Below are 14,393 nucleotides of genomic sequence, written 5' to 3'. Positions count from 1 at the left end.
AGGTTGAAAGCAGACGCAGAACAGAAAAAAGGCGCACCGGGCAGGGCGCGCCTTTTGAAACTCTCAACTTGGTCACGAGGATCAGTCGGTGCCGCGATAGGGTTCGACATATTGCAGCGCCATGTCCCACGGAAAGAAGATCCATGTATCCTGGCTGACGCCGGTGATGAACGTGTCCACCTGCGGCTCACCCTGAGGTTTGGCGTAGACAGTCGCCAGATGGGCCTTTGGGTAGAGGTCACGCACCAGTTCGAGCGTTTTTCCGGAATCGACAAGATCATCGACAATCAGAATGCCGGTGCCGTCGCCCATCATGTCGGCATCCGGGCTTTTCAGCACTTCGGCCTCGCGCCGCTGATCGGCCTTGCCGCCGCCAGAGTGATAGGATTTCACGCTGATTGTATCGACAGTGCGAATGTCCAGCTCACGCGCGACGATCATTGCGGGGGCCATCCCGCCCCGGGTGATCGCCACAACGGCGCGCCAGTGACCCTCGTCGGGCCCGAGCCCGTCCAGACGCCACGCCAGCGCGCGGCTGTCGCGATGGATCTGGTCCCATGAGATGTGAAACCCCTTCTCATGGGGCAGGCGGTTCGGGTCCTTGGTGGTCATCTGGGATTAGCCTTTCTCGATATCCGGTGCGTCCACGGCCTTCATGCCGACCACGTGATAGCCCGCATCCACGTGCAGGTTCTCGCCAGTCACGCCAGAGGCCAGATCCGACAGAAGGTAAAGCGCGGATTTACCCACGTCATCAGTGGTCACGTTGCGACGCAGGGGCGAATTGTACTCGTTCCACTTCATGATGTAGCGGAAATCACCAATGCCGGAGGCCGCCAGTGTCTTGATCGGGCCGGCAGAGATCGCGTTGACGCGGATGCCGTCCTTGCCCAGATCCTCCGCCAGGTATTTGACCGATGCCTCCAGCGCCGCCTTGGCCACGCCCATCACATTATAATGTGGCATCACCTGTTCTGCGCCATAATATGTCAGCGTCAGCATGGAGCCGCCCGCATCCATCATCTTCTCCGCGCGCTTGGCAACGGCGGTGAAGGAATAAACCGAGATGTCCATGGTCATTTGGAAGTTCGCGCGGCTGGTGTCGACATAGCGGCCGCGCAGCTCGCTCTTGTCGGAAAAGCCGATCGCGTGGACGATGAAATCCAGCTTGCCCCATTTTTCCTCAAGCGCGGCGAACAGCGCATCGATCGAGGCTTCGTCGCCAACATCGCAGGGCAGCACGATATCGCTGCCCAGTTGCTCCGCAAGCGGGCCGACACGCTTCTTGAGCGCATCCCCCTGGTAGGAGAACGCAAGCTCCGCCCCGGCCTCGGCGCAGGCTTTTGCAATGCCCCACGCGATGGATTTATCGTTGGCCAGGCCCATAATCAGGCCACGTTTTCCGGCCATCAGTTGACTAGACATGCAGGTTCTCCGCCTGTGATCAGTATAATAGAATGTCCTTTAGCTCGCTGCGACACTTGCATCAAGGGTGTACACCGATGCCCAGTCTTTCAATCGGGCACAAAGGTCACTAAGGTCCGCCTCAACAAGCAAGGACAAGGTACAGAATGTCGGACCGAGAAGGACTGTTCGCGGGAGATGACCCGTTCGAAATCGCGCGCCAGTGGCTGACGGAAGCTGAGGCCACGGAACCCAATGACCCTAATGCCATCGCGCTGGCGACCGTGGATGCTTCCGGCATGCCCAATAGCCGCATGGTATTGCTGAAGGAAATTGAAAACGCCGCCTTCGTTTTCTATACCAACTACGAGAGCGCAAAGGCCCAGGAACTTGAGGCCAGCGGCACGGCATCCTTCGTGATGCATTGGAAATCGCTGCGCCGGCAAATCCGGGTCCGCGGCCATATCGAGCGCGAAGACGGACCGCAGGCGGATGCCTATTTCGAATCCCGCTCCCTGAAGAGCCGTCTTGGGGCCTGGGCCTCCCAGCAATCCCGGCCTCTGTCGTCCAGAAATGCACTGCTGGCCGAGGTCGCCAAGGTGACAGCGACCAAGGGTACGAATCCCAAACGTCCCCATTTCTGGGGAGGGTACCGCCTGACGCCGATCGAGATCGAATTCTGGGCAGATGGTGCGTTCAGGCTGCATGACCGCTTTGTCTGGCGGCGGGGAAGTGCAGAGGATGATTGGACAATTACGCGCCTTAGCCCGTAGGTTCACGCTACGTCACATTTTCTTATATCCAACATTTTCCGACTATTTTGCTCTTGAAACTTCATGCGAAAATCGCGCAGTTAGGCGAGCAACACGGAAATAACAAACGAACCGGTGGAATTCGCAAATGGCCGAAGACTTGAGCAGTTTGCAGCATGTCCGTGGACTAGTGAAGTGGTTTGACCCTGCAAAAGGTTATGGATTTATCGTCTGTCCTGACGATGGTCCGGACATCCTTTTGCATGTAAATGTCCTGCGCAATTTCGGTCAGAGCTCCATCGCGGATGGGGCCGGGATCGAGGTTGTCACCCATCGCACCGATCGCGGTGTGCAAGCGGTCGAGGTGATTGCGATCACGCCGCCGGAGCGCGAGGACACACCTGTCCTCAGCGACCTTGCAGAGATGAACGCGGACGAAATCAGCAGCACGCCGCTGGAGCCTGCGCGTGTTAAATGGTTCGACAAGGCCAAGGGCTTTGGCTTTGCCAACATATTCGGCCGCGATGAGGATGTTTTCCTGCACGTCGAGGTTCTGCGTCAGTCCGGCCTGTCAGATGTACAATCCGGCGAAGCGCTGGCGATGCGCGTCATTGATGGCAAACGCGGTCACATGGCCGTGGAAGTCCTGGCTTGGGAGGCCGCCATGGGCGACCCGGAGCATAGCATCTAAATGCGCAAGGCGGTGGCGACATATCTCGGCGCCGCCTTGGTGTGGCTGGCAGCCACAAGCGCCAGCGCCACCTGCGCGCGCGATCATGTCGACCTGCGCGGCCCGTGGGGGCAGGCGCGGTTTTCCGTAGAAATCGCTGATACACCGGACAGCCGGGCAACAGGGCTGATGCATCGCGCTGAAATGCCCGCGCGTTCCGGTATGTTGTTCGTCTATGACCGACCGCAGCGCGTGGCCTTCTGGATGAAGAACACCCTGATCCCGCTCGACATGATTTTTGTTGGCGCGGATGGTGTCGTGAGTAGGATCCATGAGAATGCTGTACCGGGCGATCTGAGCTCCATTTTCGGTGGAGATCAGGTGTTTGTGGTGCTCGAAGTCAACGCTGGCATCGTCGAGTCCTATGGCATCTCCGTCGGTAGCGAGATGCGGCATGAAGTTTTTTCGCCAGAAACTGCAAAATGGTCCTGTTAGGGCTTTTCAATCCCAAACTTCACAGCTAGGAAGACGCACGGTCCGGGGCGTGGCGCAGTCTGGTAGCGCACCTGTTTTGGGTACAGGGGGTCGTGAGTTCGAATCTCGCCGCCCCGACCACTTCTTCCTCTATTGTAAGAAATCCCTGTCCCTTGGTTCACGAAAGTGAACCGAGCCGCCTCCGGGGGAGAGCGCGCCTCGCACGCACCCCTAGGGTCTGGCCGTGTCTAAAGGCAGGGTGACGGTTCATCACCAGAATCAAAGAATCACACCAAGGCTTGCGGACGCGTCGTCACGCTACGGGCACATCTGGCATTTACCTTTCGTTTAGAAGTTGACGCGACAGAGCATCAAATTGGCGTGCTGGACGCGTGATGAACGCCTGAAAGATTTGCGATCTGCGGCCACCAGCTGACAAGCGTTGCAAAAGGACCGCAACTTGTCAGCGTTGCCGATTATGAGGCGTGGCATGCGGGTTTCCGGAGCCGCCGAAACCCGTCGCGGCATTCAGGTGGATGACCTCGTTACAGCAACCCCCTCGCAATGCGTGAGTTTTCAGCTTTCGTTAACCAAACGGTCAAGCGGGAATTGCGGCAGCCGGGGATGTGGATGAATCATATCGCAGTGGCGACCCTCCAAACCGTTAAACTGGTCAACTCAATTGTGCCCCGTAAAATTTGAATTTTCACGTTGACCACCTTGGGTGACTTACGCGACATTGTATATGCCGCTAGGGGGCGCCACTAAATCTTGATGTGATTGAGCAGCCGCTCCCATCCGCAGTGCTAAGTGCAAAACCGTTAAATTCAGACCAGCACATGGTCTGCGCGCGTTGGGACAGCCGACGCCGCCCGAGAGGTTTTCTCTGCGCATCGCGTGGCATTTGATGCAGGCGTAACAGCGCCGAAACCGCAAGCCGGACTATTTGGGACAGGTGTAACCATGAAGATCGAACGTCGTTTCACAGAAGCAGGGCAGGATGCTTACGCGTCTTTGGATTTCATCGGGGCGACGTCCGAAATCCGCAATCCGGATGGCTCCATCGTGTTCCGTCTCGAGGGCATCGAAGTGCCCGCGTCCTGGAGCCAGGTGGCCAGCGATGTCATTGCACAGAAGTACTTCCGCAAGGCCGGTGTCCCGTCCCGCCTGAAGAAGGTGCGCGAGAAAGGCGTTCCGGAATTCCTGTGGCGCTCGGTTCCAGCGGATGACGACGTTGAGATGGGTGGCGAGACCTCTTCCAAACAGGTGTTTGATCGTCTGGCCGGCGCCTGGACCTATTGGGGCTGGAAGGGCGGCTATTTCACCACCGAGGAGGACGCTCGCGCCTATTTCGACGAGATGCGTTACATGCTGGCAAGCCAACGCGCGGCGCCCAACAGCCCGCAGTGGTTCAACACCGGCCTGCACTGGGCCTATGGCATCGACGGCCCCGCGCAGGGGCACCATTATGTCGACTACAAGACCGGCAAGCTGACCAAATCCGACAGCGCGTATGAGCATCCGCAACCGCATGCCTGCTTCATCCAGTCGGTCTCGGACGATCTGGTGCAGGATGGTGGCATCATGGATCTCTGGGTGCGCGAGGCGCGCCTGTTTAAATATGGCTCCGGTACCGGCACCAACTTTAGCCACCTGCGCGCCGAGGGCGAAACGCTCTCTGGCGGTGGCAAATCCTCGGGCCTCATGGGATTTCTAAAGATCGGAGACCGGGCCGCCGGCGCGATCAAATCAGGCGGCACAACCCGTCGAGCAGCGAAGATGGTGATCGTGGACGCCGATCACCCCGATATCGAACAGTTCATCGACTGGAAAGTGATTGAGGAGCAAAAAGTCGCCTCCATCGTGGCCGGTTCGAAAATGCACGAGAAGATGCTGAACGGCATCTTTACAGCCCTCCGGAGCTGGGACGGTCTGGCAGAGGACGCCTATGATCCTGCCGAGAATACGGCCCTGAAACAAGCGATCCGAGAAGCCAAGAAGGTCGCGATTCCGGAGACTTACATCAAACGCGTGCTGGATTACGCCCGTCAGGGCTATGACAGTATCGAGTTCCCGACCTACGACACCGATTGGGACTCCGAGGCCTATTCCTCGGTCTCCGGCCAGAACTCCAACAACTCCATCCGGGTCACCAATGCATTCCTGCATGCGGTTGAAAAGGATGCCGATTGGGAGTTGATCAACCGGACCGACGGACGTGTCGCGCGGACCGTGAAAGCACGGGATCTGTGGGAGAAAGTCGGCCATGCCGCCTGGGCTTGTGCCGATCCGGGCATCCAGTTCCACGACACCGTCAACGAGTGGCACACCTGCCCGGAAGATGGTGAGATCCGCGGCTCGAACCCCTGTTCGGAGTATATGTTCCTCGACGACACCGCCTGCAACCTGGCGTCGCTGAACCTGCTGACCTTCTATCAGGGCGGCGTGTTTCAGGCCGAGGACTTCATGCATGCCAGCCGTCTGTGGACGTTGACGCTGGAAATCTCGGTGATGATGGCGCAGTTCCCGTCCAAGGAAATCGCGCAGCTGTCCTATGATTTCCGCACGCTGGGCCTGGGCTATGCCAACATCGGCGGCCTGTTGATGAACATGGGCTACAGCTATGACAGCGACGAGGGGCGCGCACTCTGCGGTTCGCTCACCGCGATCATGACCGGTGTGGCCTATGCGACCTCGGCCGAGATCGCATCCGAACTGGGGCCGTTCCCGAGCTACGCGCGCAACGCCGATCACATGCTGCGGGTGATGCGCAACCACCGCACCGCTGCCTACGGTGCCACCGAAGGATATGACAAGCTCACCGTGCAGCCGGTGCCGCTGGACCTGCAAAACTGCCCCGATGCACGGCTGACGGAACTGGCGATGAGCGCCTGGGACGAGGCGGTGTCCTTGGGTGAGAAACACGGCTATCGCAACGCGCAATCGACCGTGATCGCGCCCACTGGCACCATCGGTCTGGTGATGGACTGCGACACCACCGGAATCGAGCCAGATTTTGCATTGGTGAAGTTCAAGAAGCTTGCAGGCGGCGGGTATTTCAAGATCATCAACCGCTCAGTGCCGTCGGCGCTGGAAGGGCTCGGCTATTCCTCCGCGCAGATCGAGGAAATCGTGTCTTATGCGGTCGGGCATGGCTCCATCGGTAACGCGCCGGGGATCAACCATACCTCGCTGACCGGACATGGCTTTGGTCCCAATGAGCTGGCAAAGGTCGACGCCGCGCTGGAAAGCGCCTTCGACATCCGGTTTGTGTTCAACCAATGGACCCTGGGCGAAGAGTTCTGCACCGGTGTCCTCGGCATCCCGGCGGACAAGCTGAACGATGCGGCCTTTGATCTGTTGCGCCACCTTGGCTTTACCAAGGCGGATATCGACGCGGCCAACGATCATGTCTGCGGCACCATGACCCTGGAGGGCGCGCCCCACCTCAAGGAAGAGCATTACTCGATCTTCGATTGTGCCAACCCTTGCGGCAAAAAAGGCAAGCGTTATCTTGGTGTTGACAGCCACATCAAGATGATGGCCGCCGCACAGAGCTTTATCTCCGGCGCGATCTCCAAGACCATCAACATGCCCAATGATGCCACCATCGAGGATTGTCAGAAGGCCTATGAGCTGAGCTGGTCGCTCGGCGTGAAGGCCAATGCGCTCTATCGTGATGGGTCCAAACTGAGCCAGCCGTTGGCCGCCGCATTGGTGGAAGATGACGACGAGGCAGCCGAGATACTCGAGAGCGGATCGGTGCCGGAAAAGGCGGCGACGCTCGCCGAGAAGATCGTCGAGAAAGTTGTCATCAAGGAAATCATGAAGTCGCATCGCACCAAGATGCCGCAGCGCCGCAAGGGCTATACGCAGAAGGCGGTTGTTGGCGGGCACAAGGTTTATTTGCGCACCGGCGAATATGAGGACGGCAACCTCGGCGAGATCTTCATCGACATGCACAAGGAAGGCGCGGGCTTCCGGGCGATGATGAACAACTTCGCCATCGCCGTGTCGGTCGGGCTGCAATACGGGGTGCCGCTGGAGGAGTTTGTCGACGCCTTCACCTTCACCAAATTCGAACCCGCCGGCATGGTGCAGGGCAACGACTCGATCAAGAACGCCACCTCGATCCTCGACTATGTGTTCCGCGAACTGGCGGTGAGCTACCTCGACCGCACCGATTTGGCGCATGTGAAGCCCGAGGGCGCAAGTTTTGATGATCTGGGCCGGGGCGAAGCGGAAGAAGGGGTCTCCAACCTCTCCGAACTGAGCGATGGCGCGGCCTCGAAATCGCTGGAGGTGCTGAAGCAGATTTCCTCCAGCGGCTATCTGCGCAAACGCCTGCCGCAGGAGCTGGTGGTGCTGCAGGGTGGCCAGACCAGCATCGCGGTGACCGCGCTTGACGGCAGCAAGGATCCGGTTTCGGCACTGCAGACCTTGGTGCCGGAAACCTCCGAAGCGCCTGCGATGGCGGGCGGCATGGATGCGCGCACCAAGGCCAGGATGCAGGGCTACGAGGGCGATCCTTGCGGCGACTGTGGCAACTACACGCTGGTGCGCAACGGCACCTGCATGAAATGCAACACCTGCGGCTCAACCTCGGGCTGCAGCTGACGAAATCTCCCGGCGCGACCTGCGCCGGGGCTGCGAACCGCATCCGAAGGCACACCACCTTGGGCGATGCGTAGGGGAGTGAGAGGCCCGGTTGGGCGTCACATCCCCGACGAAACAGGAAGCGGCGTTCCAAGCGCCCTTTCGCATGGATCAAAGGCACCTGACCCGGGCCTTTGACACCTGTCTGGGGTGGGTGCGCTCACTCCATACGCCGAGAAGGACCAGGCAAGAAAAAAACACCGGGCGGTCAACGAAAAGAGCCTGATCGGCGAACCTGACCTCCTCTGTTTCAGAGGGGGTCTTTTTGTGTGTTGTCATGTGCTTACAGGGGGAGGTGAATGCCGCGCTGTGTGCTGGTGGCTGGACTGGTGTCCGGGGGAGAGAGGCTCAGAGCGCAGCAAGTGGTCTGAGCGTTAAATTGTTCTCGCCAACGCGTAACTTGAACGAAGTGTTAAGCATAATGGACGACTGTGTTGATGGGGGATGCAGTCGTCTTCTGCATCCCACTCGCATTGACAACACTCCCGCAAAACGCCGGCGCTGCCAGATGAAAGGCACTCCCATGATGTCCCTCCCGCTCTTGATCTCGCCGCTCTGCTCGATCCGGTCTGGGCTGGCGTTTGGGTTCGGCGTCGGATCGCTTGTTCTGTCCGTCAGCGCGCTTTGGGCCGGAGAGGTGGAGCATGATTGGTCAGGTCGTTTTCTTGGCTCGATCGCCGCGCCGCCACAGATGGCGCTGCAGCCACCAACGGCCCTCATGGAGAGCCGCGATATGCCGTCCACAGCTGCCGAGCCGCGCGCTTTCCCGCAGCATCAGGCAAGCGGCACGCCGGGCGGCGGTACGAATCTGTGGCAGGGCGGCGCACGGCGTGCGCCAGCTGCGGAGAGACAGGTCCACACCACGCCGCCCTTCCGCAGCGGATTGCAAATTGTGCAGCCGAGGATCGGAGCTGCCGGACTGGCTCCGGGTGCGCTGGGGCTTGGGTGGGGCGTGGAAGTGTCATCGCAGGTCTACCTGCGGGGCAGCGTGTTTGGTCGCGAGGATGGCGAGGGCGGCTATTCGCTGTCACCGGAGAACCGGCAGCTGGCCCTCACAGCGTCGTTCCGTTTTTGAACCGCGCTGCGGTGACGCATCTCCTTGCTTCGCAGAAATGCTTGGCGGATCGCACTGGCTGTGCTACGCCCACTGTCATGGCACGATTTGAAACCCTGATTACCATCTGTATTGCCTGCTGATTTTCAGCGGGCTGGTTTCTGTCGTTCCCTTCCATATGACAAGTTGCTAAGCCCGCGCTGCGCGCAGCGCTGTGGGGGAGCCGTATCCCGCCGTGCTGCTGGGCCGACTTGTTGTCGAAGGAGCTGACATGACGACGATCAAACTGCACAACACCAAGAGCCGGTCGAAAGAGGCCTTTGCGCCGATCAATCCCCAGAACGTGCGGATGTATGTCTGCGGCCCGACCGTCTATGACCGGGCCCATCTCGGCAATGCGCGGCCCGTGGTTGTGTTCGACGTGCTGTTCCGGCTGCTGCGCCATGTCTACGGCGCGGATCACGTGACCTATGCGCGCAACTTCACCGACGTGGATGACAAGATCAACGCCCGCGCCGCCGAAAGTGGCCGCGAGATCGGCGAGATCACCGCCGAGACCACCCAGTGGTTCCTCGACGACATGGGCGCGCTTGGCGCATTGGAGCCGACGCATATGCCGCGCGCGACGCAGTATATCCCGCAGATGGTTGCGATGATTGCGGATCTGATCGCGCGGGGGCATGCCTATGCTGCCGAAGGCCATGTCCTGTTTGCGGTGGACTCCTGGCGCGAGGGGTATGGTCAGCTTTCGGGCCGGTCGGTCGATGACATGATCGCGGGCGCGCGGGTGGAAGTGGCGCCTTACAAGAAGAACCCGATGGATTTTGTGCTGTGGAAACCCTCGGATGCGGAACAGCCGGGGTGGGAGAGCCCCTGGGGACGGGGGCGTCCGGGCTGGCATATCGAATGCTCGGCGATGAGCCATGATTTGCTGGGTGACAGTTTCGACATTCACGGTGGCGGCAATGATCTGATGTTCCCGCATCATGAGAACGAGATCGCCCAAAGCTGCTGCGCCAACCCCAAGGGGGAGTTCGCGCGCTACTGGCTGCACAACGAGATGCTGCAGGTCGAGGGCAAGAAGATGTCCAAATCCTTGGGCAATTTCTTTACCGTGCGAGATTTGCTGGACAAGGGCGTGCCTGGTGAGGTCGTGCGGTTTGTGTTCCTGCAGACCCATTATCGCAAGCCGATGGACTGGACCGAGAAGAAGGCCGCGGAGGCGGAGAAAACGCTAAGGCGCTGGCGTAAATTGTCAGATGGTGTTCAACCTGGGAAGCCTGATGAGGTGGTTCTCCAGCCTTTGTATGATGACCTAAACACATCCGATACGATACAGCGTCTTCGCGCTATGGCACGAGCTATTGAACTGGATTTAGAAACCCCGGAAGGCAAAGAGAAGCTAGAGGACTTTGTTGCGACAGCTAATCTATTGGGGTTGTTGCACGATGGTTTGGGTGACTGGACCGCGGCACCGTCGGTTGATCTCTCGGCGCATGAGGCGCAACTGTTCGCGGCGCGCCAGACGGCCATGGAAACCAAGGATTTTGCCGAGGTGGATCGGCTCAAGTCGGCCTACACGGAGGCAGGGCTGGAAGTGCGCATGTCCAAGACAGGTGTGGAACTTGTGCCCGGCAGAGGGTTTGACGCCGCAAAGCTGGAGGCTCTCGCGTGACAGAACGGCTGTATCTATACGACACCACCCTGCGTGACGGCCAGCAGACGCAGGGGGTGCAGTTCTCCACCTCCGAAAAAAAGCAGATCGCCCAGGCGCTTGACGACCTAGGTGTGGACTATATCGAAGGCGGCTGGCCCGGAGCCAACCCCACCGACAGCGCCTTTTTCGACGAGGCGCCGGACACGCGGGCGACGCTGACGGCCTTTGGCATGACCAAGCGGGCAGGGCGCTCGGCTGCAAATGACGATGTGCTGGCAGCAGTAATGAACGCGGGCACGAAGAGCGTCTGTCTGGTGGGCAAGTCGCATGACTACCACGTGACCACGGCGCTTGGTATTTCGTTGGAGGAGAACCTCGACAATATCGCCCAGTCGGTGACGCATATCGTGTCGCAGGGGCGTGAGGCGCTGTTTGATGCCGAGCATTTCTTTGACGGTTACAAGGCCAATCCAGACTATGCGCTGGCGGCCTGTCGGGCGGCGTTGGAAGCGGGCGCGCGCTGGGTTGTTCTGTGCGACACCAATGGCGGGACGCTGCCGCATGAGGTCCACCGCATCGTATCCGAGGTGATCGCAGCGGGGCTGCAGGGCGACCATTTGGGCATTCACACCCATAACGACACAGAAAACGCGGTTGGCTGTTCGCTGGCGGCGGTGAATGCGGGCGTGCGCCAGATCCAAGGCACGCTCAACGGTCTGGGCGAGCGCTGCGGCAATGCCAATCTCACCACCTTGATCCCGACGCTGTTGCTGAAAGAGCCATACGCCAGCACCTATGAGACCGGAGTGCCGCAGGGGGCGCTCGTGCGGCTGACGACGGTAAGCCGGATGCTGGACGAGATCCTCAACCGGGTGCCGCAGAAACAGGCAGCCTATGTGGGGGCTTCGGCCTTTGCACATAAGGCGGGTCTGCATGCGAGTGCGATCCTCAAGGATCCCTCGACCTATGAACATATTGAGCCTGCGGTGGTCGGCAACAGCCGCATCATCCCGATGTCCAATCAGGCCGGGCAATCGAACCTGCGCCGCCGTCTGGCTGAGGCCGGGATCGAGGTCGAAAAGGGCGATCCCGCGCTGGGGCGCATTCTGGAGCGCGTGAAGGAACGCGAAACCGAAGGCTATTCCTACGACACCGCGCAGGCCTCGTTCGAGCTGCTCGCGCGGGATGAGCTGGGCCAGATGCCGCAGTTCTTTGAGGTCAAGCGCTACAAGGTCACCGTGGAGCGGCGCAAAAACAAATATGATCGCATGGTCAGCCTGTCGGAGGCCGTCGTGGTGGTCAAGGTCGACGGAGAAAAGCTGCTTTCCGTCAGTGAGTCCCTCGATGAGACCGGCAGCGACCGTGGTCCGGTGAACGCGCTGGCTAAGGCGCTGCGCAAGGATTTGGGGCGCTATTCCAAGGTGTTGGACGACATGCGGCTGGTCGACTTCAAGGTGCGGATCACCCAGGGCGGCACCGAGGCTGTGACCCGCGTCATCATCGACAGCGAAGACGGCAAAGGGCGGCGCTGGTCGACGGTTGGCGTCAGCCCGAACATATTGGATGCGTCTTTCGATGCGCTGCTGGATGCGATGAACTGGAAGCTGCTCCGGGATGCGGCCGAGGTGGTGGATGCAGTTTGACGATGATCTGATCGCCTGCGCCGAAGCGGTTCAGAAAGGCGATCCGGATCGCTTTATGGCCGCTATGGCCGCACCGGTTGAGGCGCGGCCACTGCTGTTTGCGCTCTATGCCTTTAACATCGAGATGTCGCGCGCGCCCTGGGCCAGTCAGGAGAGCATGATTGCCGAGATGCGTGTGCAATGGTGGCGCGATGTCGGGGCGGAGATCGCATCTGGCGGGCAGGTGCGCCGGCATTATGTTTCGACACCGCTGGCGCGGCTGGTCAACCACGAGGCGGCGCAGGTCATTGATGCGATGGCGGAGGCGCGGCGCTGGGATATCTACCGCGATCCGTTCGAGGATGAGGCGGCATTTGACGCTTATATCGACGCCACCGCGGGCGGCCTGATGTGGATGGCGGCGGCATCGCTTGGGGAGGCCGAAGAGCGCGTGGTGCGCGACTACGCCTATGCGGCGGGGCTTGCGGCCTATCTGCGCGCCATTCCTGAGCTGGAGGCGCAGAAACGCGTGCCCTTGCTGGATGGCACGACTGCCGGGATTGTCCGTCTGGCCGAGCGTGGATTGGACCGGCTTGCCGCCGCCAGACGGGATCGGCGGGCAATCTCCGCCGCGGCAAGCGCTGCCTTGCTGCCCGGTTGGCAAGCGGAAGCCCTACTGAAGCAGATCCGAGCGCAGCCGGAGCGGGTGGGCGCAGGCGCGCTTGGTGTCAGTGAGTTTCGCAGACGGGTGTCCTTGATGTGGCAGGCCGGCACCGGGCGCTGGTAACACGCCCCCGGTGCAAACTGCGATCAGGCGGTGGCGGATTTGGGTTTGAGCACCAGCCAGATCAACGCGCCACCCGCCAGCACCAGGAAGGGCGCCATCGCCATGTTGACGGCGGCCCAGCCCTCGACCGGGTTGCCGCCAGAGCAGTTCATCAACCCGCCAGAGGCCACAGAGGCGACGGTCACGCCACCAAACACCATCAGGTCGTTGAGACCCTGCATGCGACCGCGCTCATGGGCCTCATGTGCGCCCGCCAGCATCGTGGTCGCGCCGATGAAGCCGAAGTTCCAGCCCACACCCAGCAGGATCAGTGCGATAAAGAAATTGCCCAGCTCGACCCCCTGCAAGGCAACCGCACCTGCGCCCGCAAGGATCACCAGACCGGCGCCCACGATCTTCTCAACGCCGAACCGTGCAATCAGGTGGCCGGTAAAGAAGGACGGCACATACATCGCCAGAACATGCCAGGTCACGACGTCCGCCGCCGTGTTCTGACTGAAGCCGCAACCGACCACGGCGAGCGGTGTGGAGGTCATCACCAGGTTCATCAACGCGTAAGAGACCATGGCACAGATCACCGCCACGGCGATCGTCGGCGTTTTCAGCAGTTCCAACCGGCTGCGCCCTGCAGGGGCGTCTTCCTTGGGGGCTTCGGGGCGAGGAATGCGGAGGAAAGCAAAGAGCCCAACGCCCAGCACATTCACCGCGATCACCGCCATATAAGTGCCGAGGAAGGGAATGACGAAGGCATCGCTGGTGGCTTTCACCAGTTGCGGGCCGACGATGGCGGACAACAGACCACCGGCCATGACGTAGGAGATCGCCTTTGGACGGAAGCTGTCTGACGCAGTGTCGGCGGCGGCAAAGCGGTAAAAGCCCTGCGCACTCATATAGATACCGGTGAGGGCGCTGCCCACGAGGAACACCGGGAAGGACCCGAGGTAGAGACCGTAGCCGCCAATCAAGCCACCCAGCGCGCCGCCCGTGGCACCAATGGCAAATCCGGCGCGGCGCCCGAAGCGCTGCATGATCGCCGAGATTGGCGTGGCCGAGAGCATCGAGCCTGCGACGATCAGCGAAATCGGCAGCGTCGCCAGACAGGGGTTGGTCGCAAGCGATTGACCAGCCAGACCGCCGACGATGAAAATCATCGGCATCTGCGCGCCCAGAAAGGCCTGTGCAAGCACAAGAATCAGGACATTGCGCTTTGCAATATGGTCGTCGGGGGCAGGAGCGGTCATAGTCATGGCAATTGCGTAGCCCTGAACAGGTGAAGGAACAAGCAGCGTGATATGCACCAATACAATTTTGGCGAGA

The 14,393-nt window shown here is 60.4% G+C and carries 10 protein-coding genes, 1 tRNA gene and 1 pseudogene; 9 read left to right on the top strand and 3 right to left on the bottom strand.

Features of this window, described 5'->3' with window-relative positions; all coding sequences use genetic code 11:
- Positions 1-81: 81 nt before the first annotated feature.
- On the bottom strand, positions 82-612 hold the full coding sequence (gene gpt / locus R0J92_RS05925; RefSeq protein WP_106163597.1) for a xanthine phosphoribosyltransferase: 531 nt from the start codon (positions 610-612) through the stop codon (positions 82-84).
- Between the two features lie 6 nt (positions 613-618).
- A complete protein-coding gene (gene fabI, locus R0J92_RS05920; protein ID WP_106163598.1) occupies positions 619-1,425 on the bottom strand; it encodes an enoyl-ACP reductase FabI in 807 nt (268 codons plus the stop codon).
- A gap of 140 nt (positions 1,426-1,565) precedes the next feature.
- Between fabI and pdxH the strand changes: the two are divergent.
- The 9 genes and pseudogenes from pdxH to R0J92_RS05875 all read left to right on the top strand — a co-directional run.
- Positions 1,566-2,177, top strand: a pseudogene (pdxH, locus tag R0J92_RS05915) (pyridoxamine 5'-phosphate oxidase); the annotation flags it as partial.
- A gap of 127 nt (positions 2,178-2,304) precedes the next feature.
- Entirely contained in the window at positions 2,305-2,847 is a 543-nt protein-coding gene (locus R0J92_RS05910; protein WP_317386246.1) for a cold shock domain-containing protein, read from the top strand.
- A complete protein-coding gene (locus R0J92_RS05905; protein WP_411051025.1) occupies positions 2,848-3,321 on the top strand; it encodes a DUF192 domain-containing protein in 474 nt (157 codons plus the stop codon).
- 43 nt (positions 3,322-3,364) lie between these two features.
- Positions 3,365-3,441: transfer RNA gene (locus R0J92_RS05900), tRNA-Pro, on the top strand.
- An 822-nt stretch (positions 3,442-4,263) separates the two neighbouring features.
- Positions 4,264-7,917 carry a vitamin B12-dependent ribonucleotide reductase gene (locus R0J92_RS05895; RefSeq protein WP_411051024.1) on the top strand — a complete coding sequence of 1,218 codons (3,654 nt, stop codon included), beginning with the start codon at positions 4,264-4,266 and terminating at the stop codon, positions 7,915-7,917.
- Positions 7,918-8,464: 547 nt separating this feature from the next.
- Positions 8,465-9,031 (top strand): hypothetical protein, encoded by a 567-nt coding sequence (locus R0J92_RS05890; protein ID WP_411051023.1) that lies wholly within the window; start codon positions 8,465-8,467, stop codon positions 9,029-9,031.
- Positions 9,032-9,281: 250 nt separating this feature from the next.
- Positions 9,282-10,685: a cysteine--tRNA ligase gene (cysS, locus tag R0J92_RS05885; protein ID WP_411051022.1), complete on the top strand. Its 1,404-nt coding sequence runs from the start codon at positions 9,282-9,284 to the stop codon at positions 10,683-10,685.
- Positions 10,682-12,310, top strand: a complete 1,629-nt coding sequence (gene cimA, locus R0J92_RS05880) for a citramalate synthase (protein WP_411051021.1) — start codon at positions 10,682-10,684, stop codon at positions 12,308-12,310. Before cysS ends, cimA begins: the two co-directional genes overlap by 4 nt.
- Complete coding sequence (locus R0J92_RS05875; RefSeq protein WP_411051020.1) at positions 12,300-13,076, top strand: squalene/phytoene synthase family protein; 777 nt, start codon at positions 12,300-12,302, stop codon at positions 13,074-13,076. Before cimA ends, R0J92_RS05875 begins: the two co-directional genes overlap by 11 nt.
- A 23-nt stretch (positions 13,077-13,099) precedes the next feature.
- Here the strand turns inward: R0J92_RS05875 and R0J92_RS05870 are convergent, their stop codons facing one another.
- The gene (locus R0J92_RS05870; RefSeq protein ID WP_106163733.1) at positions 13,100-14,323 is read right to left on the bottom strand and encodes an MFS transporter; all 1,224 of its coding nucleotides are present in this window, start codon (positions 14,321-14,323) and stop codon (positions 13,100-13,102) included.
- Between the last annotated feature and the right edge of the window lie 70 nt (positions 14,324-14,393).

Source organism: Tritonibacter sp. SIMBA_163 (genome assembly GCF_046535935.1).
Taxonomy (GTDB): domain Bacteria; phylum Pseudomonadota; class Alphaproteobacteria; order Rhodobacterales; family Rhodobacteraceae; genus Epibacterium; species Epibacterium scottomollicae.
The sequence above is the reverse complement of the archived record's forward strand: the minus strand, read 5'-3'. Positions and strand labels throughout refer to the sequence as shown.

Excerpts from the sequence above, each read along its gene's own strand:
- R0J92_RS05890 (WP_411051023.1), top strand. The coding sequence starts at position 8,465 with ATGAAAGGCACTCCCATGATGTCCCTCCCGCTCTTGATCTCGCCGCTC.
- R0J92_RS05870 (WP_106163733.1), bottom strand. The coding sequence starts at position 14,323 with ATGACTATGACCGCTCCTGCCCCCGACGACCATATTGCAAAGCGCAAT.
- R0J92_RS05895 (WP_411051024.1), top strand. The coding sequence starts at position 4,264 with ATGAAGATCGAACGTCGTTTCACAGAAGCAGGGCAGGATGCTTACGCG.
- R0J92_RS05910 (WP_317386246.1), top strand. The coding sequence starts at position 2,305 with ATGGCCGAAGACTTGAGCAGTTTGCAGCATGTCCGTGGACTAGTGAAG.
- R0J92_RS05905 (WP_411051025.1), top strand. The coding sequence starts at position 2,848 with ATGCGCAAGGCGGTGGCGACATATCTCGGCGCCGCCTTGGTGTGGCTG.
- cysS (WP_411051022.1), top strand. The coding sequence starts at position 9,282 with ATGACGACGATCAAACTGCACAACACCAAGAGCCGGTCGAAAGAGGCC.
- gpt (WP_106163597.1), bottom strand. The coding sequence starts at position 612 with ATGACCACCAAGGACCCGAACCGCCTGCCCCATGAGAAGGGGTTTCAC.
- fabI (WP_106163598.1), bottom strand. The coding sequence starts at position 1,425 with ATGTCTAGTCAACTGATGGCCGGAAAACGTGGCCTGATTATGGGCCTG.
- R0J92_RS05875 (WP_411051020.1), top strand. The coding sequence starts at position 12,300 with ATGCAGTTTGACGATGATCTGATCGCCTGCGCCGAAGCGGTTCAGAAA.